The sequence below is a fragment of the Pseudomonas sp. CCNWLW23 genome (assembly GCF_037095675.1).
Taxonomy (GTDB): domain Bacteria; phylum Pseudomonadota; class Gammaproteobacteria; order Pseudomonadales; family Pseudomonadaceae; genus Aquipseudomonas; species Aquipseudomonas atacamensis.
Genome location: NZ_JBAWKM010000027.1, coordinates 14,027 through 36,852, shown reverse-complemented (window position 1 = coordinate 36,852; position 22,826 = coordinate 14,027). Strand labels below are relative to the sequence as shown.

At 61.6% G+C, this 22,826-nt stretch carries 14 protein-coding genes; 12 read left to right on the top strand and 2 right to left on the bottom strand.

Annotation, left to right across the window (positions count from 1 at the left end; all coding sequences use genetic code 11):
- Positions 1 to 33 precede the first annotated feature (33 nt).
- The 4 genes from V8J63_RS25055 (at position 34) to accC (ending at position 4,533) form a co-directional block, all read left to right on the top strand.
- Positions 34 to 1,980, top strand: coding sequence for a methyl-accepting chemotaxis protein (locus V8J63_RS25055; protein ID WP_336464791.1), 1,947 nt, complete (start codon positions 34 to 36; stop codon positions 1,978 to 1,980).
- A 241-nt stretch (positions 1,981 to 2,221) separates the two neighbouring features.
- The gene (gene aroQ / locus V8J63_RS25050; RefSeq protein ID WP_016771861.1) at positions 2,222 to 2,677 is read left to right on the top strand and encodes a type II 3-dehydroquinate dehydratase; all 456 of its coding nucleotides are present in this window, start codon (positions 2,222 to 2,224) and stop codon (positions 2,675 to 2,677) included.
- 24 nt (positions 2,678 to 2,701) lie between these two features.
- A complete protein-coding gene (accB, locus tag V8J63_RS25045) occupies positions 2,702 to 3,160 on the top strand; it encodes an acetyl-CoA carboxylase biotin carboxyl carrier protein (protein WP_016771862.1) in 459 nt (152 codons plus the stop codon).
- Between the two features lie 17 nt (positions 3,161 to 3,177).
- Positions 3,178 to 4,533, top strand: a complete 1,356-nt coding sequence (accC, locus tag V8J63_RS25040) for an acetyl-CoA carboxylase biotin carboxylase subunit (protein ID WP_024011424.1) — start codon at positions 3,178 to 3,180, stop codon at positions 4,531 to 4,533.
- A 65-nt stretch (positions 4,534 to 4,598) separates the two neighbouring features.
- On the opposite strand, the gene V8J63_RS25035 is transcribed toward accC, so the two are convergent.
- On the bottom strand, positions 4,599 to 8,552 hold the full coding sequence (locus V8J63_RS25035; protein ID WP_336464790.1) for a type III effector 1: 3,954 nt from the start codon (positions 8,550 to 8,552) through the stop codon (positions 4,599 to 4,601).
- A gap of 194 nt (positions 8,553 to 8,746) precedes the next feature.
- Between V8J63_RS25035 and prmA the strand changes: the two genes are divergently transcribed.
- From prmA to V8J63_RS24995, 8 genes are all read left to right on the top strand, one after another.
- Positions 8,747 to 9,625 (top strand): 50S ribosomal protein L11 methyltransferase, encoded by an 879-nt coding sequence (gene prmA, locus V8J63_RS25030; RefSeq protein WP_122751734.1) that lies wholly within the window; start codon positions 8,747 to 8,749, stop codon positions 9,623 to 9,625.
- A 30-nt stretch (positions 9,626 to 9,655) separates the two neighbouring features.
- On the top strand, positions 9,656 to 10,915 hold the full coding sequence (locus V8J63_RS25025) for a DUF3426 domain-containing protein (protein ID WP_336464789.1): 1,260 nt from the start codon (positions 9,656 to 9,658) through the stop codon (positions 10,913 to 10,915).
- 184 nt (positions 10,916 to 11,099) lie between these two features.
- Positions 11,100 to 12,110 (top strand): tRNA dihydrouridine synthase DusB, encoded by a 1,011-nt coding sequence (gene dusB / locus V8J63_RS25020; RefSeq protein ID WP_016771866.1) that lies wholly within the window; start codon positions 11,100 to 11,102, stop codon positions 12,108 to 12,110.
- Entirely contained in the window at positions 12,107 to 12,427 is a 321-nt protein-coding gene (fis, locus tag V8J63_RS25015; RefSeq protein ID WP_002555375.1) for a DNA-binding transcriptional regulator Fis, read from the top strand. Before dusB ends, fis begins: the two co-directional genes overlap by 4 nt.
- Positions 12,428 to 12,510: 83 nt before the next feature.
- Positions 12,511 to 14,118, top strand: coding sequence for a bifunctional phosphoribosylaminoimidazolecarboxamide formyltransferase/IMP cyclohydrolase (purH, locus tag V8J63_RS25010; RefSeq protein ID WP_336464788.1), 1,608 nt, complete (start codon positions 12,511 to 12,513; stop codon positions 14,116 to 14,118).
- 151 nt (positions 14,119 to 14,269) lie between these two features.
- Positions 14,270 to 15,565, top strand: a complete 1,296-nt coding sequence (purD, locus tag V8J63_RS25005) for a phosphoribosylamine--glycine ligase (RefSeq protein WP_336464787.1) — start codon at positions 14,270 to 14,272, stop codon at positions 15,563 to 15,565.
- A 99-nt stretch (positions 15,566 to 15,664) separates the two neighbouring features.
- Positions 15,665 to 18,442, top strand: coding sequence for a hybrid sensor histidine kinase/response regulator (locus V8J63_RS25000; protein WP_122610421.1), 2,778 nt, complete (start codon positions 15,665 to 15,667; stop codon positions 18,440 to 18,442).
- 62 nt (positions 18,443 to 18,504) lie between these two features.
- Positions 18,505 to 19,101, top strand: coding sequence for a MarC family protein (locus V8J63_RS24995; RefSeq protein WP_016771870.1), 597 nt, complete (start codon positions 18,505 to 18,507; stop codon positions 19,099 to 19,101).
- A 77-nt stretch (positions 19,102 to 19,178) separates the two neighbouring features.
- On the opposite strand, the gene V8J63_RS24990 is transcribed toward V8J63_RS24995, so the two are convergent.
- Positions 19,179 to 22,784 carry a TcdA/TcdB pore-forming domain-containing protein gene (locus V8J63_RS24990; RefSeq protein WP_442963541.1) on the bottom strand — a complete coding sequence of 1,202 codons (3,606 nt, stop codon included), beginning with the start codon at positions 22,782 to 22,784 and terminating at the stop codon, positions 19,179 to 19,181.
- Positions 22,785 to 22,826 lie beyond the last annotated feature (42 nt).

Genomic DNA, 22,826 nt, shown 5'->3' with positions numbered 1-22,826 from the left:
AGGCGCTTACCATTTCTGCCATTGGTAGCCGTCATGCGCCTGAAGTTGCTCACCAATCTCAATACCTTGCTGCTGGTCGCCGTCTGCGTGGCCCTTGGCGCCACGCTGTGGTGGTCGCAAAAAGCCCTCGAACGCCCCTATCTTTTGATGGAGCGTTACCTCGGGCTGTCGCAACAATTTCAGAATGAAGTGGCGCGCAACATCGAGGATTACCTCGCCAGCGGTGACGCGCTGCGCCTGAGCAGCGCCGCCCAGGCCATCGACAGCGTGCACAAGCAACTGGGTGAGCTGCCCCCGGCGCTGGCCGACAGCGTGCAGCCAAGCCTGTCGAGCCTTGATGAATTCAGCAAAACCGACCTGCTCGCCGCCGGCAAACTGGCCGGCGATCCGCAGGCGCTGCTGTTGCAGGCCGAACGCGAACTCAGCGCCAGCCTCGACCAGCTCAACACCTACGCCAATGGCAACGCGACTTATCTCGCGCCACTCCTCGCCGCATCGCAGCATCTGGGCAAACTGTCGCTGGCGCGGGACAAACTGGTCAGCAGCGGGCGCAGTGAACTGGCCGCCGATGTCGAGCGTGAAGTGAGCAACATGCGCACTCAGGCCGAGGCCATCGATGCCCTGCCCTTGCTCGGCGTGGTCACCAGCAACGAATCGAGCAGTGACGATTTCGCCGCGCTGATGGGCATCGAAACCACTGATAAAGCCGCCGCCGAAGATGCCGGTGTCGCCCTTAAACGTGAACTGAACAGTTTGCTTGGCCGCTATCCGGCGGAACTGGCGCGCACCCGCGAGCAGATCCAGAAACGCGCCGATCTCAGCGCCGCGACCCACGAAAAAATCGCCAGCGTGCAACACGCCATTGCCGCCCTCGAACCGGTGGTGCGCGCGCAACACGGGCAGATCCAGGGCGAAGTGCGCCTGATGCAAGGCGTGATGATTGGCCTGATTCTGCTGATCGCCCTGCTCATCGATACCTTGCAGCGGCGCCTGGCCCGCACCCTGACCAACCTCGCCCCGGCATTGTCGACTTGGGCCGAGGGCGATTTCAGTCGCGACATCCAACTGGGCAAGACCAATCGCGAATTGCACGACATCGAAGCGTCGCTCAATCGCTTGCGCGCCTATCTGGTGGATCTGGTCGGCACCATTCGCGGCAACGCCGAGCAAGTCGCGGGCAGCAGCCGCACCCTTGCGGAACTGAGCAATGACCTGCACAGCGGCGCCGAGCATCAGGCCGGCGATACCGCGCTGATTCGCGACTCGCTGGGTGAACTCGAGGCGACGATTCAGCAAGTGGCCGGCGATGCCCGGCAGGCTGCGGACGCCAGCCGTCATGCCGGACTGGCCGTCGAGCATGGCCAGACGGTGATCGGCCAGAGCCTCACCGGGCTGCATGCGCTGGTCGGTGAAGTTCAAGGCAATGCGCAGATGATCGAACATCTGGCCGAAGAGTCGGCAACCATTGGCGGCGTGCTGACGGTGATTCGTTCGATTGCGGATCAGACCAATCTGCTCGCCCTGAACGCCGCAATCGAGGCGGCCCGCGCCGGGGAGATGGGCCGTGGTTTCGCCGTAGTCGCCGAGGAAGTGCGCTCGCTGGCGCAACGTACCGCTGGGGCCACGGCGGAAATCCAGACGCTGATCGCCGGCCTGCAGACCGCCGCGCGGCAATCGGTCGAAGGCATGCGCGCGCAGGTCGAACACGCCGAAGCCACGGCCAGTCAGGCGCAAGCGGCGGACGGTGCATTGGACAAAATCGTTGGCGCGATCCAGACCATCGCCGACACCGCCGTGCGCATCGCCGATGTCACTGCGCAGCAAAGTGGCGCGGTCAGCGAGATCCGCGATCACAGCGAGCGCATTCATCAATTGGGTGGGGATAACCTGCTGCGCATCGGCCAGGGCCGCGAACAGGGCGAGAATCTGCTGATTCTCGGCGGCCAACTGCACACAGCCGTCCAGGCCTTTCGCGTCTGACACACCGCCTTCGCCAGCAGGCTCGCTCCCACATTGGAATGCATACCCCTGTGGGAGCGAGCCTGCTCGCGAAGAGCCCCTTGCCAACATCGCGAATGACCGGATCAGCTCACCCGGTCACAAATTTCGCGCAAACATCGCCCATCGTGCCGCGTATTGCATGGAACTGGACAGTCACAAAGGCTTTGCGGCATAGTCGCCGGGTTCTGACGACTGCTCATTGATAACAAGGACAACGCAGATGGCGACGCTACTGGTGCTGCATGGCCCCAACCTGAACCTGCTCGGCACCCGGGAACCGGGGACCTACGGGTCGACGACCCTGGCGCAGATCAATCAGGATCTGGAGCGGCGCGCCCGTGAAGCCGGCCATCATCTGCTGCACCTGCAAAGCAACGCCGAGTACGAATTGATCGATCGCATCCACGCTGCGCGCGGTGAAGGCGTGGACTTCATTCTGATCAATCCGGCGGCTTTTACGCACACAAGTGTCGCATTACGTGACGCGCTGCTGGGAGTGAGCATCCCATTCATCGAAGTGCATTTGTCCAACGTGCACAAGCGCGAACCTTTCCGCCATCACTCCTACTTCTCCGATGTAGCGGTAGGAGTGATCTGCGGCCTTGGCGCCAGCGGTTACCGACTGGCCCTGGAGGCCGCACTAGAGCAGCTTGAACACCAAGCTATACGCCCCTGACCGACCCTTGGGAGTTGATGATTCATGGATATCCGTAAAGTTAAGAAACTGATCGAATTGCTGGAAGAGTCCGGCATCGACGAGCTCGAGATCAAGGAAGGCGAAGAGTCCGTACGCATCAGCCGCCACAGCAAGACCCCGGCGCAGCAGTACTACGCGCCAGCCCCGATGCAGGCTCCGGCCGCTGCCCCTGCTGCCGCGCCAGTCGCTGCTGCTGCTCCGGCTGCCGCTGCTGCACCCGCGCTGAACGGCACCGTTGCCCGTTCGCCGATGGTCGGCACCTTCTACCGTAAATCTTCGCCAACCTCGCCAGCCTTCGTTGAAGTCGGCCAGACCGTGAAGAAAGGCGACACCCTGTGCATCGTCGAAGCCATGAAGATGATGAACCACATCGAAGCTGAAACCAGCGGTGTGATCGAATCCATCCTCGTCGAAGACGGCCAGCCGGTTGAGTACGACCAACCGCTGTTCACCATCGTTTGAACCGCGGAGAGCCTTTGATGACTGCGAAGTTGGAAAAAGTTCTGATCGCTAACCGCGGTGAGATCGCCCTGCGGATTCTGCGTGCCTGCAAAGAGATGGGCATCAAGACCGTCGCCGTTTACTCCAAGGCCGACAAAGAGCTGATGCACCTGGGTCTGGCAGACGAATCCGTCTGCATCGGCCCGGCGTCCGCCGCTCAGTCTTACCTGCACATTCCGGCCATCATCGCTGCCGCAGAAGTGACCGGCGCTACCGCCATTCACCCAGGCTACGGTTTCCTCGCGGAAAACGCCGATTTTGCCGAGCAGGTCGAGAACTCCGGCTTCGCCTTCATCGGCCCGAAAGCCGACACCATTCGCCTGATGGGCGACAAGGTATCGGCCAAGCACGCGATGATCGAAGCAGGCGTACCGACCGTTCCAGGTTCTGACGGCCCGCTGCCGGAAGACGAAGAAACGGCGCTGCGCATCGGTCGTGAAGTCGGCTACCCGGTGATCATCAAGGCCGCCGGCGGCGGTGGTGGTCGCGGCATGCGTGTGGTGCACAAGGAAGAAGACCTGATCGCCTCGGCGAAACTGACCCGCTCCGAAGCAGGTGCGGCGTTCGGCAACCCGATGGTCTATCTGGAAAAATTCCTCACCAACCCGCGCCACGTCGAAGTGCAGGTACTGTCCGACGGCCAGGGCCACGCCATCCACCTGGGCGACCGCGACTGCTCGCTGCAGCGTCGGCACCAGAAGGTTCTCGAAGAAGCACCGGCACCGGGCATCGACGAGAAGGCGCGCCAGGAAGTATTGGCTCGCTGCGTCAAGGCATGCATCGACATCGGCTACCGTGGCGCCGGTACTTTCGAGTTCCTCTACGAGAACGGCCGTTTCTACTTCATCGAAATGAACACCCGTGTTCAGGTGGAGCACCCGGTTTCGGAGATGGTCACCGGTATCGACATCGTCAAGGAGATGCTCAGCATCGCCGCTGGCAACAAGCTGTCGTTCACTCAGGATGACGTGGTCATCCGCGGTCACTCGCTGGAGTGCCGGATCAACGCTGAAGATCCGAAGACCTTCATGCCGAGCCCGGGCACGGTCAAGCATTTCCACGCTCCAGGCGGCAACGGCGTTCGCGTCGATTCGCACCTGTACAGCGGTTATGCCGTGCCACCGAACTACGACTCGCTGATCGGCAAGCTGATCACTTACGGCGCAACCCGCGACGAAGCCATGGCACGCATGCGTAATGCCCTGGACGAAATCGTGGTCGACGGGATCAAGACCAACATCCCGCTGCACCGTGACCTGGTTCGTGACGAAGGCTTCTGCAAGGGCGGTGTGAACATTCACTACCTCGAGCACAAGCTGGCCAAACAGTCGTAAGGCTGAAGCGGCATGAAAAACCCGATCCCTGCGGATCGGGTTTTTTTATGCCTGCAACAAACCCATCAGAGCATTACCGTGGAGAACGCCTGCTGCTCGACCATTGCGGCAGATGCCCGCAGGCCGGCATCATCGACCACCGCTCCTGCGGCGTTTTCATGTAACGGCCTGCGGGTGAACCGTCTCGTAAAGTGTCGGGCACGTACCGAGAGCCCGTCCTTGGCATAGCTCGATCTGGCGATAAGCGGGTCGTACAGCCTGCCAATCTGACCAGAGGAATGCTTGAACACTCTCGAGACTCCATTGTTCAGATTCAGCACCACGCCATAGCTGTTGCCCAGGCACGACGAGTACGACCAGTAATCCCAGGTCGGCTGCAGGCCCTGTTCGCGCAACACGCGCCTGACCGGACCGCCGATGTCAGCACCCGCCGACAGCCAGTCGCCACCTACCAGCGTGGCGCGAATGTTCTGCGGTGCGCCCCCCAGACGCTCCAGCACCTGCGTGACACTTCGCTCGATCAACGGGCGAATATTGTGATCAAAATGAATGACCGCCCCCACCCTTGTCGTCGGGTTATACAGCGAGGCGATGACGCAACTCTGCGCATTCAACGAAAACAGATAGTTATCTGGCGATCCGGGACGAAAATGCGCCACCACCGCTTCGCCCTGCAGCGCGCCGCGGTTCAGCACGGGCTTGACACCTCCAGGAAAAGCATCATTCAAATCGCTCACGCGTCCAAGGTTGCGCACGTTGCCACCCGTGAGCCCGACCCTGGCGTGTGTCCACTTGCCCCCCGGAGCAAGCCGAATCGGTTGCTGATAGATGGCGGCCGGGCGACGGGCATCGACCAGGCTCAGCCCACCAAAATGCGGATTTTCCCTGACCAGGAAATACTTGCCCTTGTTGCGAATGTAATAGGCCGGTTGCGGCTGCGCAGCGCTGGGCGGACTGCGCCATGTGCCGAAAAAGACGCCTTCTTCGGTCACCCTTTGCAAACGCTCGGGCGCCTTGCTGACGGCCTGCTTGGCATGGAAGCGTACTTCCCGGATCGCTGGCAGCGCTTCCCTGCGCAGCGGAGCCACGGTGTTCAGACGCTCTGACAACAACGAGGCCGGCCGCATGGTGTGCTTCAGACTTCTGGCCGCACCGCCCAGCCACTTGATCGCACTGCCGGCGCCGACCATAGCGAACAACGCGCCCCACGACGCCTCCAGCCAGTGGCCGAGCGCGCCATCGACGTCACCCTCCAGATGCGCAGCGACCGCCTGACCGGCGCTGACGGCGATGAACACGACATCGAGCAGCAAGGCAAACGGAGGGAACACCATGCAAAACGGTGCAGCTGCAAACATCAGCCCCTTGACCACTTGGCGTTCGATCATTTGCGCGCGGCTGGTGGTGATGTCCTGCACATCCGTGACCGCGCGCTCGATGTACGCATTGAACTCGCTGCGTGCGTCAATCAGGCGCTGCGCTTCGTACAGCGTATCGACGCGTTGTTTTTTTGCCGCAATCGCATACAGGGTGCGCGACACGATGCTGCGGGCGGCAACCGGCGTACGCGCCATCAAGTAGTCATGCAACGCGCCCGCGATGTCGCCGAACAGCGACTGATACGCACGGACCACAATGCCGTCGGGCGCATCAGGCGTGTACAGCCACCAGGACGGCTCGGGGTTGAACGAGGTCAGGACATAAACCCCGAGCACGACGTGATGGCGCACGGTGAACCTGAACACGCCGTCACTTTCAACCATGCTCGCGCCGGGAAAAGGCGTATCCGGCGCTGGCACCTGGCTCAACAGAGAGACCTGACGGACCAGCGCTGAATACACCGCGTCGCTCAATCGCGCCTGACTTCTGGCCACGCGCAAATCCCGGTCCATCTTTGACAGCAGCACGTTGCGGTAGGCAAAACGACGCGGTTCATAGGCAGCATCACGCGGGTCGAGATATTTGCCACGGATCTCGCTGGCGTATTTTTCACCCAGCCACGCCCGGCGCAGATACAGCGCCAGATCGGCGCTGCGCACCTGGCTCAGATCCTGGCCAACCGCCGATCGCACGCCTTTTTTCGGATGTTCGATGCCGGAGTTGTCATCGTAGCCGTGAATGGCCAGGTCGAGCAGCGTGGCTACCTGCTGCTTCCTGCGGTCAGCGACGCCAGGGTTGTAATCGATCAACACGGTGGCCGGATCGACCGGTTCCAGCACGTTCTTGCTGCGCATATAGGGCGTGATCGCTGCGGCAACCGTGCGCCTGGCGAAATCGACGAAAACCTCGAAACCGCCCAGCAGCTCGTTGAACACCTGCTGATGAACGATCAGTTCCTGATTGAGGCTGCTGATGCGCCGGCGAGCCTCGAGCCCGAGCGTCGTGTACCAGCGCAGCGAGTTGTCCTGCTCGACCCGCTGCAGGTTGTTTGCCAGGCCCATTTTTGCAGCGGCGTCGACGCATTCGGTGAACGGCAGGGGCGCTCGGCGAAGGTCACTCTGCATGCCCCAGAGAGCGGGGCTGGCCGCAGCGGCCAACAGATAATCCCGTGCAGGGTGATGTGCAGCCGGCGAAAGCTGCTGCAACAGATACTCACGACCGGATTCGCTCTGCGTCCAGCTCCATACTTCGCCGGTCAACGCCGCGATCGAAGGCAACCGGACCCACTCTTGACCGTCCGGCTTGTTGGGCGCGTACAGCACCAGATTATTCACCGTTTGCTCAGTCTCTGCCTGGTAGAACACCAGAAGATCGGCGCATTGCATGCCGTTGGGCAGTGTCAATGCGGCCACTTGCAACGGTTTCTTTGTGGTTTGCCCAGACCACATCTGCTCGAGACGCTCATGGTCGGAATCCGACAGATGAGCTGCGCAGCGCGCGACGAATGCGCTCTGCCGAAGCCGTGCGGCAAACCAGTCGACAAGTGCCTTTTGCACTTCCGTGCGCTGGTACTGCTCGGCGAGGGCTCGCAGGTAGTCCGCCGGATAATCCTGTTCCGCCAGCATGTCGGCAATGAATGTCGGCTTCATTGACTGGTTGCGCAATGGCGCAGGACTGCTGATCTCCAGTACCGCTGCGAAGTCCTGCCCGATCGGCCCGCATGCCAGCAGATCACTGAGGCTGCGATTGTGGATCGGCTCACCGACCGCCGAGCGCCATCTGAGCCTCACGTCGATCCGGTCTGGTTCAACCGTCATGTCGAGCTTGAGCTGAATGTATTCGATGGCCTGCTGGCGGGCAAAGTCGCGCAACGAGCCGTAGCCCAGCAGCAGGTCATCGAGCGCTGCCTGGGCCAGTGAGGTCTGCTCCTGATAATCACGCAACAAGGCGCGATCCGGCTCCTTCAGCGCCTTCATCCATGACGGCAGTTGCGCGAAGGAATGCGCCTCGAGAATCTTTTTCTCTGCACCGGTTGCCAGGGCAGTCAATCGATACCGACGCGTGCTGCGGGCCTGCACCCGGTCGATTTTGCTGCGCAATTGATCCAGTGTCAGGCCCGCCAGTTGGTCACCGCGCAACAGCAACTCGATGTCTTTGATATAGCGCCGCAGCTTGCGTTTGATCAGGCGATCGAACAACGCCTCCCGCCCTTTTGTCGCCCAATGCTCTCGCAGGTATTTTTTGTACTGGTCGAGAAAGTGCAACGAAACGCTATCCACCGTCCGGATCACATGCTCATGACGGCTGGACGGCAAACCGGGATCGGCGCCCCCAGGCCAGCGAAATGGCGCGTCCTGGAGCGCCAGGAACATGACTGGCCGGCCGTCGATAAGCTTTTGCAGAATGGCGTCAAGCAGGGCAACCACAAAGCCCGGGGCGAAATGGCCGTCCGGGTAATGCCTGCGCAGTTCAGTCAATGCGAAATGCTCCAGCGCCTCGAGCAACGTCATCTGGCTGTTCAAGCGCTTGTCGATCATCACCTGCCAGCGCGTGATGCGCAGGAGGATCTCCTGCACCGACCCCGTAGACGCAGCGGCTATCGGTGGTTTTTCTTCTACAGTCCCTTGTTGATCCGCCATGTCGTCCAGCCTTTTGTTGCGTAGAGATGAGCGCTCACTCTATTTGCCGACAAAAGTGCTCAGGCCATACATATGTATATCGCGGCCGCGAATGTGTAACAGCCAAGCGGTGTGTCCACTTTGCCGGCGACCTGGCGTAAACTGCGCGCTTTTGCAGCTTCGGGCTGCCCCACAGATTTTCAAAGGTGCCCGCCATGCCTTGGCTGCAAGTCCGTCTCGCCATCACCCCGGAACAAGCCGAAACCTACGAGGACGCATTCCTCGAAGTCGGCGCCGTGTCGGTGACTTTCATGGACGCCGAAGACCAGCCGATCTTCGAACCGGAACTCAACACCACGCCGCTGTGGTCGCACACCCACTTGCTGGCGCTGTTCGAAGGCGGTACCGAACCGGAACCGGTGCTGGCCCATCTGGAATTGCTGACCGGCAGCCCGTTGCCCGAGCACCACAGCGAAGTCATCGAAGATCAGGACTGGGAACGCAGCTGGATGGACGGTTTCGAGCCGATGCGTTTCGGCCAGCGCCTGTGGATCGTGCCGAGCTGGCACGCCGCACCCGAGCCTGACGCGGTCAATCTGCTGCTGGACCCGGGCCTGGCGTTCGGCACCGGCACTCACCCGACCACCGCACTGTGCCTGGAATGGCTCGACGGTCAGGATCTGAAAGACTGCCACGTGCTGGATTTCGGCTGTGGCTCGGGGATTCTGGCGATTGCCGCCCTGCTGCTCGGCGCCAAGGAAGCCGTGGGCACCGACATCGACGTACAGGCACTGGAAGCCTCGCGCGACAACGCCGGGCGCAACAACATTGCCGATGAGCTGTTCCCGCTGTACCTGCCCGAGGATCTGCCGCCGGTTCCGGCCGACGTGCTGGTGGCCAATATTCTCGCCGGCCCGCTGGTGTCGCTGGCACCGCAGCTGTCCAGCCTGGTCAAGAGCGGTGGGCGCCTGGCGCTGTCGGGCATTCTCGCCGAGCAGGGCGAAGAAGTAGCGGCAGCTTATGCGCAGGACTTCGAGCTCGACCCGATCGCCAATCGCGACGGCTGGGTGCGCATCACCGGGCGTCGGCGCTAAAATGACCGCTTGCCTGAACCGGATCGCCGCATGACCGACAGTTTCGTCACCCAATGCCCGCATTGCCAGACCAGTTTCCGCGTCAACCATGCTCAGTTGAGCGTGGCGCGTGGTGTGGTTCGTTGCGGCTCCTGCCTGCAAGTGTTCAATGCCGCCAAGCAGCTGCTCGAGCAACATTCTGGCAAGGACACGGTGACGCCGCTCGCACCAGCGCTGCCTGAAGCGCCCGCGCCTGTCAGCGATTCTGCGGTCGTCGAACAGATCCCCGCACCGCGCGCCATCAGCCAGAAGCAATGGAGCGCGTCGGAACTGGATCTGGACAGCCTCGATCTGGACGAAGAACTCGCCCGCCTCGAACAGCGCGAAATCCAGCCGGCCGCCGAATTCGGCCGTACCCGCGAAGAATCCTTGAGCGCCCGGCGCGACAGCCCGGAACCGGACGAAGGCACATGGCCCGACAGCCTGTTCAGCGAACCTGCCGATGAGCGCAGCGCAGCGCCGGATGTCGAACCGGATATCGACGGCGTCGAAACCCTCGAACCCGAGCGCACCGAACCCTCGTTATCACTGGAACCGGTGGATCTGGATGACGAGCCGCCGATCCCGCAACTGCGCCTGCATGATCCGATTGACCCGGCCGCCCGCCGCGAACGCTTCTCGGCCAGCGACGACAGCGATGACGACGATCTGCCATTGATCACTTCGCCGCGCAAAAAACGCGAACGGGCCGAGCCCGGCGTGCGCGCCGAGGTCCTGCAGGATCTGACCGACGACCCGCTGCAACTGGACTGGCAGCAACGCCGCTCGCCCTGGGGCCGGCGCCTGCTCTGGCTGGTGCTGGTGGTATTGGCCGCCGCCGGCCTTGCCGCTCAGTACGTTGCCTATCACTTCGAGGAACTGGCGCGGCAGGATCAATACCGACCGTGGTTCCAGCAGATCTGCCCGCAGATCGGCTGCACCGTGCCGTCCAAGGTCGATATCGGCAAAATCAAGAGCAGCAACCTGGTGGTGCGCAGCCATCCCGAGTTCAGCGGGGCACTGGTGGTCGATGCGATCATTTACAACCGAGCGACGTTTTCCCAGCCGTTCCCCTTGCTCGAACTGCGCTTCGCCGACCTCAACGGTCATTTGATCGCCAGTCGTCGCTTCAAAGCCGGCGAGTACCTGAGCGGCGATCTCGAGGGCCTCGCGGAAATGCCGCCGCAGACGCCGATCCACATCGCCCTGGATATTCTCGATCCGGGGCCGAAAGCGGTGAATTACAGCCTGAACTTCCACTCACCGGAATGAACCGCTTCAGCGTTTCCCGATTGACGGCATTTTTCTGACTGATCGCAGCCGACCAAACCGTTGGCGATAACAGAATAACTGTTCAGATTTTGTTCAATTCAGCCTTTAACCAGTCATCGAGAGCGGGTATCATGCCCACCCTTTTTCGAACTCTCATGATCCGGCCCCACTTCAGGGAAGTCCTATGTCGGCGGTACGCATCGGCCCATATACATTGCAGAACGGTTTGATTCTCGCCCCGATGGCGGGCGTCACCGACCAGCCCTTTCGTCAGCTGTGCAAGCGTCTGGGCGCAGGGCTTGTAGTCTCGGAAATGGTCACCAGCGACATGAGCCTGTGGAATACCCGCAAGTCGCGCATGCGCATGATCCACGAAGGCGATCCCGAGCCGCGCTCGGTGCAGATCGCCGGTGGCGACGCGCAGATGCTGGCCGATGCGGCACGGGCCAACGTCGAGTTGGGCGCACAGATTATCGATATCAACATGGGTTGCCCGGCAAAGAAGGTCTGCAACAAGGCCGCCGGCTCCGCGTTGCTGAAAGACGAAGCACTGGTGACCGAGATCCTGCAGGCCGTAGTGGCCGCGGTTGATGTGCCGGTCACCCTGAAGATCCGCACCGGCTGGGATCGCGAGAACAAGAACGGTCTGAACGTGGCGAAGATCGCCGAACAGGCCGGGATCACAGCGCTGGCCGTACATGGCCGTACGCGCGCCGATCTGTACACAGGGGAAGCCGAGTACGACACGATTGCCGCGATCAAGCAGGCGGTGTCGATCCCGGTGTTTGCCAATGGCGATATCGATTCGCCGGAAAAGGCCCGATACGTGCTTGATGCCACCGGTGCCGATGGCCTGCTGATAGGCCGGGCCGCTCAAGGGCGGCCATGGATTTTTCGCGAGATCGATCACTTCCTGCGCACCGGCGAGAAATTGCCCGCGCCGGAACTGAGCGAAGTGGAACGCATCCTGCTGGAGCATCTGGCTGCCCTTCACGCCTTCTATGGCGACGTGATGGGCGTGCGCATTGCCCGCAAGCATGTGGGCTGGTATCTCGCAACCTTGCCGGGCGCCAGGGAGTTTCGCGCCCGTTTCAATCGTTTGGATGGTACGGAAACACAATGCGCCGACGTTCGGGAGTTCTTCGCCGAGCGTTACAAGAGCCTGACAGGGGACGAAGAAGGGGTGGCCGCATGACGATGATGACCGAGACTTTAGTGAGTGGAACAACACCCGTGAGCGACAACGTGAATTTGAAACAGCACCTCAACACGCCGAGCGAAGAAGGCCAGACCCTTCGCGGGAGTGTCGAGAAGGCGCTGCACAATTATTTCGCCCACCTTGAGGGCGCGTCCGTCACGGATGTGTACAACCTGGTGCTGTCCGAAGTCGAGGCGCCCCTGCTCGAAAGCGTGATGAACTACGTCAAGGGCAACCAGACCAAGGCCAGTGAGCTGCTGGGACTGAACCGCGGCACGCTGCGCAAGAAACTCAAGCAGTACGATCTGCTGTAAGCATTCAATCAAACCAGAAAGGCGCCCGCGTAAAAAACGGTCGCCTTTTTTGCTGACTTCCTTTGCTTTTGATGGAAATTGAGATGACCGACCAGACTACCCGCCTGCCGATCCGCCGCGCCTTGATCAGCGTTTCCGACAAGACCGGGATCCTCGAATTCGCCAAGGAGCTCGAAGCTCTGGGCGTCGAGATCCTCTCCACCGGCGGAACGTTCAAGCTGCTGCGTGACAACGGCGTTGCCGCAGTGGAAGTCGCGGATTACACCGGTTTCGCCGAGATGATGGACGGTCGGGTGAAAACCCTGCACCCGAAAATCCACGGCGGCATCCTCGGTCGTCGCGGTATCGACGACGCGATCATGAACGAGCACGGCATCAAGCCGATCGATCTGGTAGCGGTCAACCTGTACCCGTTCGAAGCAACCATCAACAAGCCAGGCTGCGACCTGCCGACCGCCATCGAGAACATCGATATCGGCGGGCCGACCATGGTCCGTTCGGCAGCGAAAAACCACAAAGACGTGGCCATCGTGGTGAATGCCAGCGATTACGCCAACGTCCTGGAAAACCTCAAGGCCGGCGGCCTGACCTACGCTCAGCGTTTTGACCTGATGCTCAAGGCCTTCGAACACACCGCCGCCTACGACGGCATGATCGCCAACTACATGGGCACCGTGAACCAGGCCGCTGAAACCTTGAGCACTGAAGGTCGCAGCGAATTCCCGCGCACCTTCAACAGCCAGTTCATCAAGGCTCAGGAAATGCGCTACGGCGAGAACCCGCACCAGAGCGCGGCGTTCTACGTGGAAGCCAGGCCGGCCGAAGTCGGCATCGCCACCGCGACCCAGCTGCAAGGCAAAGAACTGTCCTACAACAACGTCGCCGACACCGACGCTGCGCTGGAATGCGTGAAGAGTTTCGTCAAGCCAGCCTGCGTGATCGTCAAGCACGCCAACCCGTGCGGCGTGGCGGTCAGCCCGGACGCTGAAGGCGGCATCCGTCAGGCTTACGAACTGGCCTACGCCACCGACACCGAGTCGGCGTTCGGCGGCATCATCGCTTTCAACCGTGAACTGGATGCCGAGACCGCCAAAGCGATCGTCGAGCGTCAGTTCGTTGAAGTGATCATTGCCCCATCGGTCAGCGAAGAAGCCCGTGCCATCGTTGCCGCGAAAGCCAACGTACGCCTGCTGGCCTGCGGCGAGTGGTCGGCTGACCGCGCCGCTGCCTGGGACTACAAACGCGTCAACGGTGGCCTGCTGGTGCAGAGCCGCGATATCGGCATGATCAGCGCCGACGACCTGAAAGTGGTGACCAAACGCGCGCCGACCGAACAGGAAATCCACGATCTGATCTTCGCTTGGAAAGTCGCCAAGTACGTCAAATCCAACGCCATCGTCTACGCCAAGAATCGCCAGACCATCGGTGTCGGCGCCGGCCAGATGAGCCGCGTCAACTCGGCCCGCATCGCCGCGATCAAGGCTGAGCACGCCGGTTTGCAGGTCGCCGGTTCGGTCATGGCGTCCGATGCATTCTTCCCGTTCCGCGACGGCCTCGACAACGCGGCCAAGGTTGGCATCACTGCGGTGATCCAGCCGGGCGGTTCGATGCGTGACAACGAAGTGATTGCTGCTGCTGATGAAGCCGGCATCGCAATGGTATTCACCGGCATGCGCCACTTCCGTCACTGATTATTTTGCTTGATCGTACCCACGCTCCGCGTGGGCACGCAGCCTGGGACGCTCCGCGTCCCTCGGACGCGGAGCGTCCGTAGAGGCATTCCCACGCGGAGCGTGGGAACGATCAGCCCCCACAGAATTAGCGTCATCCGAGGTTTTTGAAATGAATGTTTTGATCATTGGCAGCGGTGGCCGTGAACATGCTCTGGCCTGGAAAGTGGCTCAGGATCCGCGTGTGCAGAAGGTTTTCGTTGCACCGGGCAACGCTGGCACTGCCATTGAAGCCAAGTGCGAGAACGTCGCCATCGACGTGCTGGCGCTGGAGCAATTGGCTGACTTCGCCGAGAAAAACGTTTCCCTGACCATCGTCGGCCCGGAAGTGCCGCTCGTGGCTGGCGTGGTCGATCTGTTCCGCTCCCGTGGCCTGGACTGCTTCGGTCCGACCGCCGGTGCTGCGCAACTGGAAGGCTCGAAAGCCTTCACCAAGGATTTCCTCGCGCGCCACAAGATCCCGACCGCCGATTACCAGAACTTCACCGAGATCGAGCCGGCCCTGGCTTATCTGCGTGAGAAAGGCGCGCCTATCGTGATCAAGGCCGATGGCCTGGCTGCCGGCAAAGGCGTGATCGTCGCCATGACCCTGACCGAAGCCGAAGACGCCGTGCGTGACATGCTCGCCGGCAACTCGTTTGGCGACGCCGGTTCACGTGTGGTGATCGAAGAATTCCTCGACGGCGAAGAAGCCTCGTTCATCGTCATGGTCGACGGCAAGAACGTGCTGCCGATGGCCACCAGCCAGGACCACAAACGCGTCGGCGACGGCGACAGCGGCCCGAACACCGGCGGCATGGGCGCCTACTCCCCTGCCCCGGTGGTCACCGCCGACGTGCATCAGCGCGTGATGGATCAGGTGATCTGGCCGACCGTGCGCGGCATGGCCGACGAAGGCAACGTCTACACTGGTTTCCTCTATGCCGGTCTGATGATCGACAAGGCCGGTAACCCGAAAGTCATCGAGTTCAACTGCCGCTTCGGCGATCCGGAAACCCAACCGGTGATGCTGCGTCTGCAATCGAGCCTGGTGCTGCTGGTCGAAGCCGCATTGGCGCAAGCGCTGGACAAGATTGAAGCGCAATGGGATCCGCGTCCGAGCGTTGGCATCGTGCTGGCCGCTGGCGGCTACCCGGGCGACTACGCCAAAGGCGCAGCGATCAACGGTCTGGACGCGGCGGCAACTCTGGAAGGCAAAGTATTCCAAGCCGGCACCGCACTGAAAGACGGTCAGGTCGTTACTGCCGGTGGTCGTGTACTGTGTGCCACTGCCATGGGCGCCACCGTCGGTGAAGCTCAGCAGCAAGCCTACAAACTTGCCGCTGCCATCGACTGGGAAGGCTGCTTCTACCGCAAGGACATCGGCTACCGCGCCATTGCCCGTGAACGCGGCGAAACCCAGGAGTAAGCGATCCATCAGGCCCGGCGCGGGATGCCATTCCTCGCCGGGCTGTTCGGTCGTCGCGCATCGTTATATTCTGGCATCAACCTACGAAGGGATTTCGCCGTGCGCTGGCTCAGGATTGCCATAAGCTTCACCGTCACGCTGATGACCTTGCTCTGCACGCTCCCGGCCCAGGCCGCGCAAGGCAGTGGCTGGTCGGTATTGCTTGACGATCAGGGCATCCTGCAACTGAGCGACATCCGCTCCGCTCGCTACACCAATCAATTCAGCCCCATCGAGCTTGACCGCCTGACCGCGGCCGAACCCGACGGCGCCCTGTGGCTGCGCTTCAAACTGGCGCCGGGCAAGCACGAACAAGTGCTGCGCATCTTTGCCCCCGACCTGTCCCAACTCAATCTCTACGTGCTCGACGGCGACCGGCTGATCGAGCAACGCAATACCGGCAACGAACGGCCCCAGGCCGAACATCCATTGCCGAGCAGCGATTTCATGCTGCCGCTGCCCCAGGCCGACAAACCGCTGGACGTCTACGTACGCATGGTCTCCGGCCATCAGCTGCGCCCGCACATCACCCTGCAAGCGGCAATCGAAGGCGCCGCCGATCAGAAGCAGACGCTGATTTTCGGCCTGCTGTTCGGCTGCCTCGCCATGCTCCTGCTGCACAACCTGGTGCGCTACGCCTACTCGCGCTCGCGCAGCAGTCTGTGGCTGGCGATCTGTGAGGGCCTGCTGGGGCTGAGTCTGTTCCTGTTGCTCAACCTCGCCGGTCCGTGGCTGCCAAACTGGCAAGCCATTCAGACGCCGGGCGCTTATCTGGCATTGCTGCTGACGGCTCCAGCCGGGTTGATGTTCGCCCTGCGCTTCTTTGCGCCACTGGGCCAGCACGCGCTGAACAAACTGCTGTGGGGCGACATTCTGTTGATCGTCACGTGCAGCCTGTTGCTGCTGTTCGTCAACACCTTGCCGCTGAACATCATCACCTACGCACTGGTCGCACTGGCCGGCCTGAGCATGTTGCTGGTGGGCTTCTATCACTGGCAAAAAGGCTATCGCCCGGCGCGTCTGTTCGTCGCCGCCATGGTCGTGTTCAACATCGGCACGCTGGTTATCCTGCCGGCGCTGCTGGGGCTGACACTGGTCACGCCGCAAGGCCTGATCATGACGCTGATGGTGTTCATCTGCATCAGTGGCCTGCTGATGAGCATTGCCTTGGGCGAGCGACAGCGCAGCATCACCGAAAGCCGTTTCAGCATCAGCCGCGACCTCGCGGCAAGCAACGCCGAAATCAACGCCAAAGCCGAATTCCTCGCCAAGATCAGCCACGAAATCCGCACACCGATGAACGGTGTACTGGGCATGACCGAGCTGCTGCTGGGCACGCCGCTGTCGGTCAAGCAACGCGATTACGTGCAGACCATCCACAGCGCCGGCAACGAACTGCTGACGCTGATCAACGAGATCCTCGACATCTCCAAGCTCGAATCCGGGCAGATCGAACTCGATGACGTGCAGTTCGACCTCAACGCCTTGATCGATGATTGCCTGAGCATCTACCGGGCCAAGGCCGAGCAACAGAACGTCGAGCTGATCAGCTTCATCCAGCCGCAAGTGCCACGGGTAATCAGCGGCGATCCGACGCGCCTGCGCCAGACCTTGCTGAGCCTGCTGGAAAACGCCCTGAAGAAAACCGAAGAAGGCGAAGTGCTGATCGTCGTTGCCCTGGACGAGCGCAGCAGCAAACCGCGCCTGCGCATTGCCGTGCAGGACAGCGGCGTGCCGATGGAGCCGGAAGAGCGCGAGGCGCTTCTGCACGCCGAGCTGCACAGCAAGCACTTCCTCTCGGCCAATCGCCTGGGCGGCAATCTCGGCCTGGTGATTGCGCGCCAACTGATTCGTCTGATGCAAGGCGAGTTCGGCATCAAGAGCGGCGCCACCCAGGGCAGCACTTTGTGGCTGACCTTGCCGCTGGACCCGGATCGCCTCGAACATCCGACCTCCGATCTGGACAGTCCGCTGCAAGGCGCACGGGTGCTGGTAGTCGACGATAACGACACCTGTCGCAAAGTGCTGGTACAGCAATGCAGCGCCTGGGGCCTGAATGTCAGCGCCGTGCCGTCGGGCAAGGAAGCGCTGGCGCTGCTGCGCACCAAGGCGCACCTGCGCGATTACTTCGACGTGGTCCTGCTCGACCAGAACATGCCCGGCATGACCGGCATGCAACTGGCAGCGAAGATCAAGGAAGACCCGAGCCTGAACCACGACATTCTGCTGATCATGCTCACCGGCATCAGCAACGCGCCGAGCAAGATCATTGCGCGCAACTCCGGGATCAAACGGATTCTGGCCAAACCGGTGGCCGGTTATACGCTCAAGACCACGCTGGCGGACGAACTCAATCAGCGCAACAAGGGCCAGGTGGTGTTCCAGCCGCAAGTCGTTACGGCGGCCACAGCGGCCAAGGTGCCGAGCGACTTCCGCATCCTCGTCGCCGAAGACAACACCATTTCGACCAAAGTGATTCGCGGCATGCTCGGCAAGCTCAATCTGCAACCGGACACCGCGAGCAATGGCGAAGAAGCGCTGCAAGCGATGAAGGCTCAACGTTACGACCTGGTGCTGATGGACTGCGAAATGCCGATCCTCGATGGCTTCTCCGCGACGCAGCAACTGCGCGCCTGGGAAGTCAGCAATCAGCGCATCCGCACACCGATCGTCGCCCTCACCGCGCACATTCTCGCCGAACATAAAGAACGCGCCCGCCAGGCCGGCATGGACGGGCACATGTCCAAACCGGTGGAGCTGTCGCAACTGCGTGAACTGATCGAGCATTGGGTCGCCGAACGCGATCAGCAGAACCGGGCCACGACCCAGCCGTCGTAAACCGACAGATTGTCCGGTGCCTGATAGACTCCCCCCGACTCCATCGCCAGTGAGCTTGCATCATGCTCCATGTGTTGTTCAGCGTTTATCTGAAGATGCTGGTGCTCTACAGCCCGTTCTTCGTGTTGTCCTGCTTTATCAGCCTGACCCGTGGCTATTCGCGCAAGGAACAGCGGCGTCTGGCGTGGAAGGTCGCCCTCGCCACACTGATTTCCAGTGTTCTGCTGTATTTGTTTGGGCGGGTGATTTTCGATGTCTTCGGCATCACCGTGGACGCCTTCCGCATCGGTGCCGGCAGCGTGTTGTTCATTTCCGCGCTGGGCATGGCTCAGGGCAAACCGGCGGTGCAGGCCGATAACGTGCAGCAGGATGTGACCATCGTGCCGCTGACCATTCCGCTGACGGTCGGCCCCGGCACCATCGGCGCCTTGCTGGTAATGGGCGTCAGCCAGCCGCACTGGGACGACAAGCTCACCGCAATCATGAGTATTGCGCTCGCCAGTTTCACTGTCGGTGTGGTGCTGTACCTGTCCAATCGCATCGAGCGGATTCTCGGCGATCAGGGCTTGCAGATTGTCAGCCGCTTGATGGGATTGTTCGTTTGCGCGCTGGCAGCGCAAATCATCTTTACCGGTGTGAAGGGTTATCTGGTGCCTTGAGCATTGTCGCAGTGCAACCGCCACAACAAACGCCGCGTACGGTCACCGTTCGCGGCGTTTTGTTGTGCATGGCGGCCTCAGCGCAGCGCTGCGATCACCGCTGTCAGGCTGACCGTTGCCTCGACACCGCGCGCAGTGGCGAAGGCTTGCAGCCCTTGAGCCAGCGTCAAGGTATGTGGCCGCCCGGCGATGGGCAGCATCAGTAGCAGTGGGCGTTGTCCGTCGAAATTACGCACGATCAGACTGTGTCCGGAGTCCGGATCGGTCAGTACCACATCGTCATCGACCCGCGACATCCACCAATGCCCGCACTCGTCCAGATCCAGATCCAGCAGGCAAGGTTCTGCCGTTTCAGCATCCGAAGCCTGTCGCCCATCGATCACGATGCAGTCCAGGCGCTGGAAGGACGCTTGCGACAGCCGATAACCCGAGGTCTGCGCACCGTAAGCCAGCAGCAGCCTGGCGACGCCTTCGGGCAGCAATGGCTCGATCTCTGTCATGTCATCACCCACCTCGAGCGCCAGGACTTCGGCGTCGCGCTGGGCATAACTGTCGGGCAGCCAGACGCCGTCATTCGGGCCGGCGCTGAAAATCAACTGGTCGACCGGGTCGAACAGCATCGGCTGCTTCGACCCGCGCGTACCGAGAAATGCCGACCACTGCCCGTCGCTGCGCCCGGCCAGATCGAACAGCCGGTCAAGTTGCGGCAGGTAATACAGGTAGCGTCCGGTTGCACTTGCCACTTGTATGACAGGCGCGTGGGCATGTCCGTGCAACAACGCTCGCAAGCGTGCACGTAACTGTTCATCACTCTGACCCGGCACATGAGACCAGCGATTTTCCACGCCAACGATCATTGCCGGCTGGTTATCCAGCAATTGCAGATGCACCCCGTCGAGGGTCTGCGCGACCAGCCCTTCACCCTGGCGTCGCACCTCAGCAAAAGTCCATGACGTCCAGACCTTTTCAGGCCTGCCGAGCGCCTGCGGTTTCAGCAAACGATGGTCCTCAGCGAACACTCCCCGCAGTGCTTCGATCGCCATCAGCGGCTGGCGATAAAGTTGTCCGGTGCTGATTTCAAGCAACCAGAAGGCGCTGTTATCCGTGGTCAGACCGAGCAGCGCCAGCTCCTTGCCCTGACCGATATCAGCCACAGCGATTCTGCCATCGACACACCATGCCGCCAGGAACGCCTGACCTGCCACATCACGTAAACCGAAGATCGGCAACGGCAGCAACGGCGCTTTCGTGGCCAGCGCGGGCAATGCGCTCAACCAATCGGGATGTCGCTGCAGCCAACGCTGCCCGACACCGGCGAACCGCAGAATCGAGGGCTTATCGGCCTGATCGAGCCACGCCTCATCGCTTCTATGGGCAAGGGAAGGTACCCCGTACTGAAACACAATCGCGTCGTCGATCGCTGCCGCTGCCGGCACGTCGACGATATCGATTTCGAACAGTCGGCCGTCGTCCTTGGTGGCGATGAAACGCTGATTGGTCTGAGTGACCTCCACCACATCGCGCTCGATCACCACATTCTGCCAATGACCGGCACGGGGTTCGATGCCGCGGCTGATCGTCCGCTCCTGCGGGCTATAGAACAGCACCGCGTTGTTTTCCGAGCTGGACGGCACCAGCATCAACAAGTCCTCGGGCCAGGACCGGTCCTGCCCGGCCTGAATGCACTTGCCCGTCGCCTTGTTCAGCCACGCCCGGTCGCGCCGACGCAACCCGGCATAGCCTTCCACGACAATGAACGGAGCATAAGACCAGCCGCTGCTGCTGGCGGCCGTATCTGGCGATTCGCGCCTGAACGGGGCATCGATTTGTCGAAGCGCTTCGCGCGGTTCGAACCGATAATCCTCTGCCGCGAAAGTGATCTTGCAAGCCGTCAGCTCCACATCCCGACCGGTGATCCGATACTCGATGGTGGTGGTGCCATGCAACGCTTCTGCCGTCAGCTTCTGCACAATCCGCAGCGCACCATCGGCTTGTTGTTGGCAGCCAATGATCGTCGATCCCATACGCGGATTTTTCAGTCGGTAGCGATGCTGGACAGTACCGGTCAGCACATCGACCCGCCACAGCGATGGATGATCGGGATGGTAGAACCACGCATGGCGGGCGCTGACGCCTGCCAGAACCACGCCCTCATTGACCTCCTGCGGCAGGTTACGTGCGAACAGCACCCGGTCCCGCGCAGTGTCGTAATAGCCGGTGGTCACCACTGGTTGGCCCGGCGAATTGAACGGCACTCTGAAGTTACGCAACGGCAAATACGCTGCGGTCAATTGCCCGCTGGTGACCTGAGCGCGCAGATAGCGCTGAACCGGCGCCGGGATGCCGCTGGCTGTCATGTCGGCGCTGCGCAGCTGATCCGCAGCTTCGTTTTCGTAGTCGAGAACAACACCGATCAGATGCAGGCTGAGGCCTGCCCAGTCGATCCGGAACAGCCCCTCGGCCAGCTCGATGACACCGTCGAAACGATTCAACACCACGCCATCGACCAGCATGTCAGGTGCGCTGTCGATGCTGTCACGTGGCTTTTCCCGAAATCTGACCTGCTCGACCCGGGCCCAGGACGCTTGCACCGTCCACGTCACCCGTTCCCAGCCCTGCGCTTGTTCGAAATTCACCGCCAGCAGGCCTGGCACCAATCGAATCCGGTATTGCCCCTGCGGCGCGGTGATCCGGTAGGCAATCTTCTCGCGCCACTCTGGTGGCAGGTCCGGAACCACCAGTTGGCTGACCTCAGCGCTCAACTGCACCTTGATCGTCGTGGCCATGAAGACCGGATGCAGCTTGTAAAGGATGTGTGGCGCAAACGGCGTGCTGAACAGGTAAAACACCCGGTTACCGAGCGCGTCATATTCCAGCTGATGTGCCAGACGGTCATGCAACCGCGGATAGCGGGTCGTGGAAAAAGGCACGGCCCCGGCGCTGCCGAGCTGATATTCGTAGCCGTAGTAACAGACGGGTGAACAGGGCAGCACCAGCGCCTCGGGCAAGGTCCCCCAGACGCTGCCGACAGCAGGCCGTTGAAAGGCTCTGGGGATGTTGATCGCGGCATGTCGCCTGGCTGGATCATCGTCGTACTGCGGCAGCTCCAGCGCACTGCCCTTGCAGGGGTAAAACTTCTGCCCCTCGAACGCCACCCTCCTGCTGTGCAGATCCACCTCGGTTATCACGGCCAGAGCGGGGAACTGCAAGACCGCACCAGCGCGTTCGTAAGATTGCTGATAAGCGTCGTGAATCTGCGAGAGGTGCTCGCCGATGGCCGCAGCCTTGTCCATGATCTGCCCGAGATTGCTGGCAATCGCGGTGACCCCGATACCCACGCCCAGTAGCGGCACAGCCAGCGCTGCGGCGACCGCGGCCACCGTTCCGCCCGCTGCCAGGGCGACAAGATCCAGACCCAGCGCGGCCGTGTTGAACGCCAGGGACGTGGAGAACCGCGCTCGCTGCTCATGATTCTCTGCCTGCGTCAGGTTGTAGATGTCGAAGCCGATATTGGCCACGGAAAATGCCACACCAACGCCCGTGGCGGCCTGTCCTGCCAGGCGTGCGGCGAATGAGCCCTGCTGCAACGCCCGCTCGGCCGCTGCTACCTGACGCACCAGTTGGACGATCTGCGCAGCATCGCTGGCGACACCAAAGCCCAGCTGTGAATAACTGACGTACACCTGGATCTGCAGAGCAACGGTCAGCGCCGGCACGGTATCGCC

Bases quoted from the DNA above. Each gene is read 5' to 3' on its own strand.
- V8J63_RS25035 (WP_336464790.1), bottom strand. From the start codon at position 8,552: ATGGCGGATCAACAAGGGACTGTAGAAGAAAAACCACCGATAGCCGCT.
- accB (WP_016771862.1), top strand. From the start codon at position 2,702: ATGGATATCCGTAAAGTTAAGAAACTGATCGAATTGCTGGAAGAGTCC.
- purD (WP_336464787.1), top strand. From the start codon at position 14,270: ATGAATGTTTTGATCATTGGCAGCGGTGGCCGTGAACATGCTCTGGCC.
- V8J63_RS25055 (WP_336464791.1), top strand. From the start codon at position 34: ATGCGCCTGAAGTTGCTCACCAATCTCAATACCTTGCTGCTGGTCGCC.
- V8J63_RS25025 (WP_336464789.1), top strand. From the start codon at position 9,656: ATGACCGACAGTTTCGTCACCCAATGCCCGCATTGCCAGACCAGTTTC.
- fis (WP_002555375.1), top strand. From the start codon at position 12,107: ATGACGATGATGACCGAGACTTTAGTGAGTGGAACAACACCCGTGAGC.
- purH (WP_336464788.1), top strand. From the start codon at position 12,511: ATGACCGACCAGACTACCCGCCTGCCGATCCGCCGCGCCTTGATCAGC.
- aroQ (WP_016771861.1), top strand. From the start codon at position 2,222: ATGGCGACGCTACTGGTGCTGCATGGCCCCAACCTGAACCTGCTCGGC.
- V8J63_RS24995 (WP_016771870.1), top strand. From the start codon at position 18,505: ATGCTCCATGTGTTGTTCAGCGTTTATCTGAAGATGCTGGTGCTCTAC.
- prmA (WP_122751734.1), top strand. From the start codon at position 8,747: ATGCCTTGGCTGCAAGTCCGTCTCGCCATCACCCCGGAACAAGCCGAA.
- accC (WP_024011424.1), top strand. From the start codon at position 3,178: ATGACTGCGAAGTTGGAAAAAGTTCTGATCGCTAACCGCGGTGAGATC.
- dusB (WP_016771866.1), top strand. From the start codon at position 11,100: ATGTCGGCGGTACGCATCGGCCCATATACATTGCAGAACGGTTTGATT.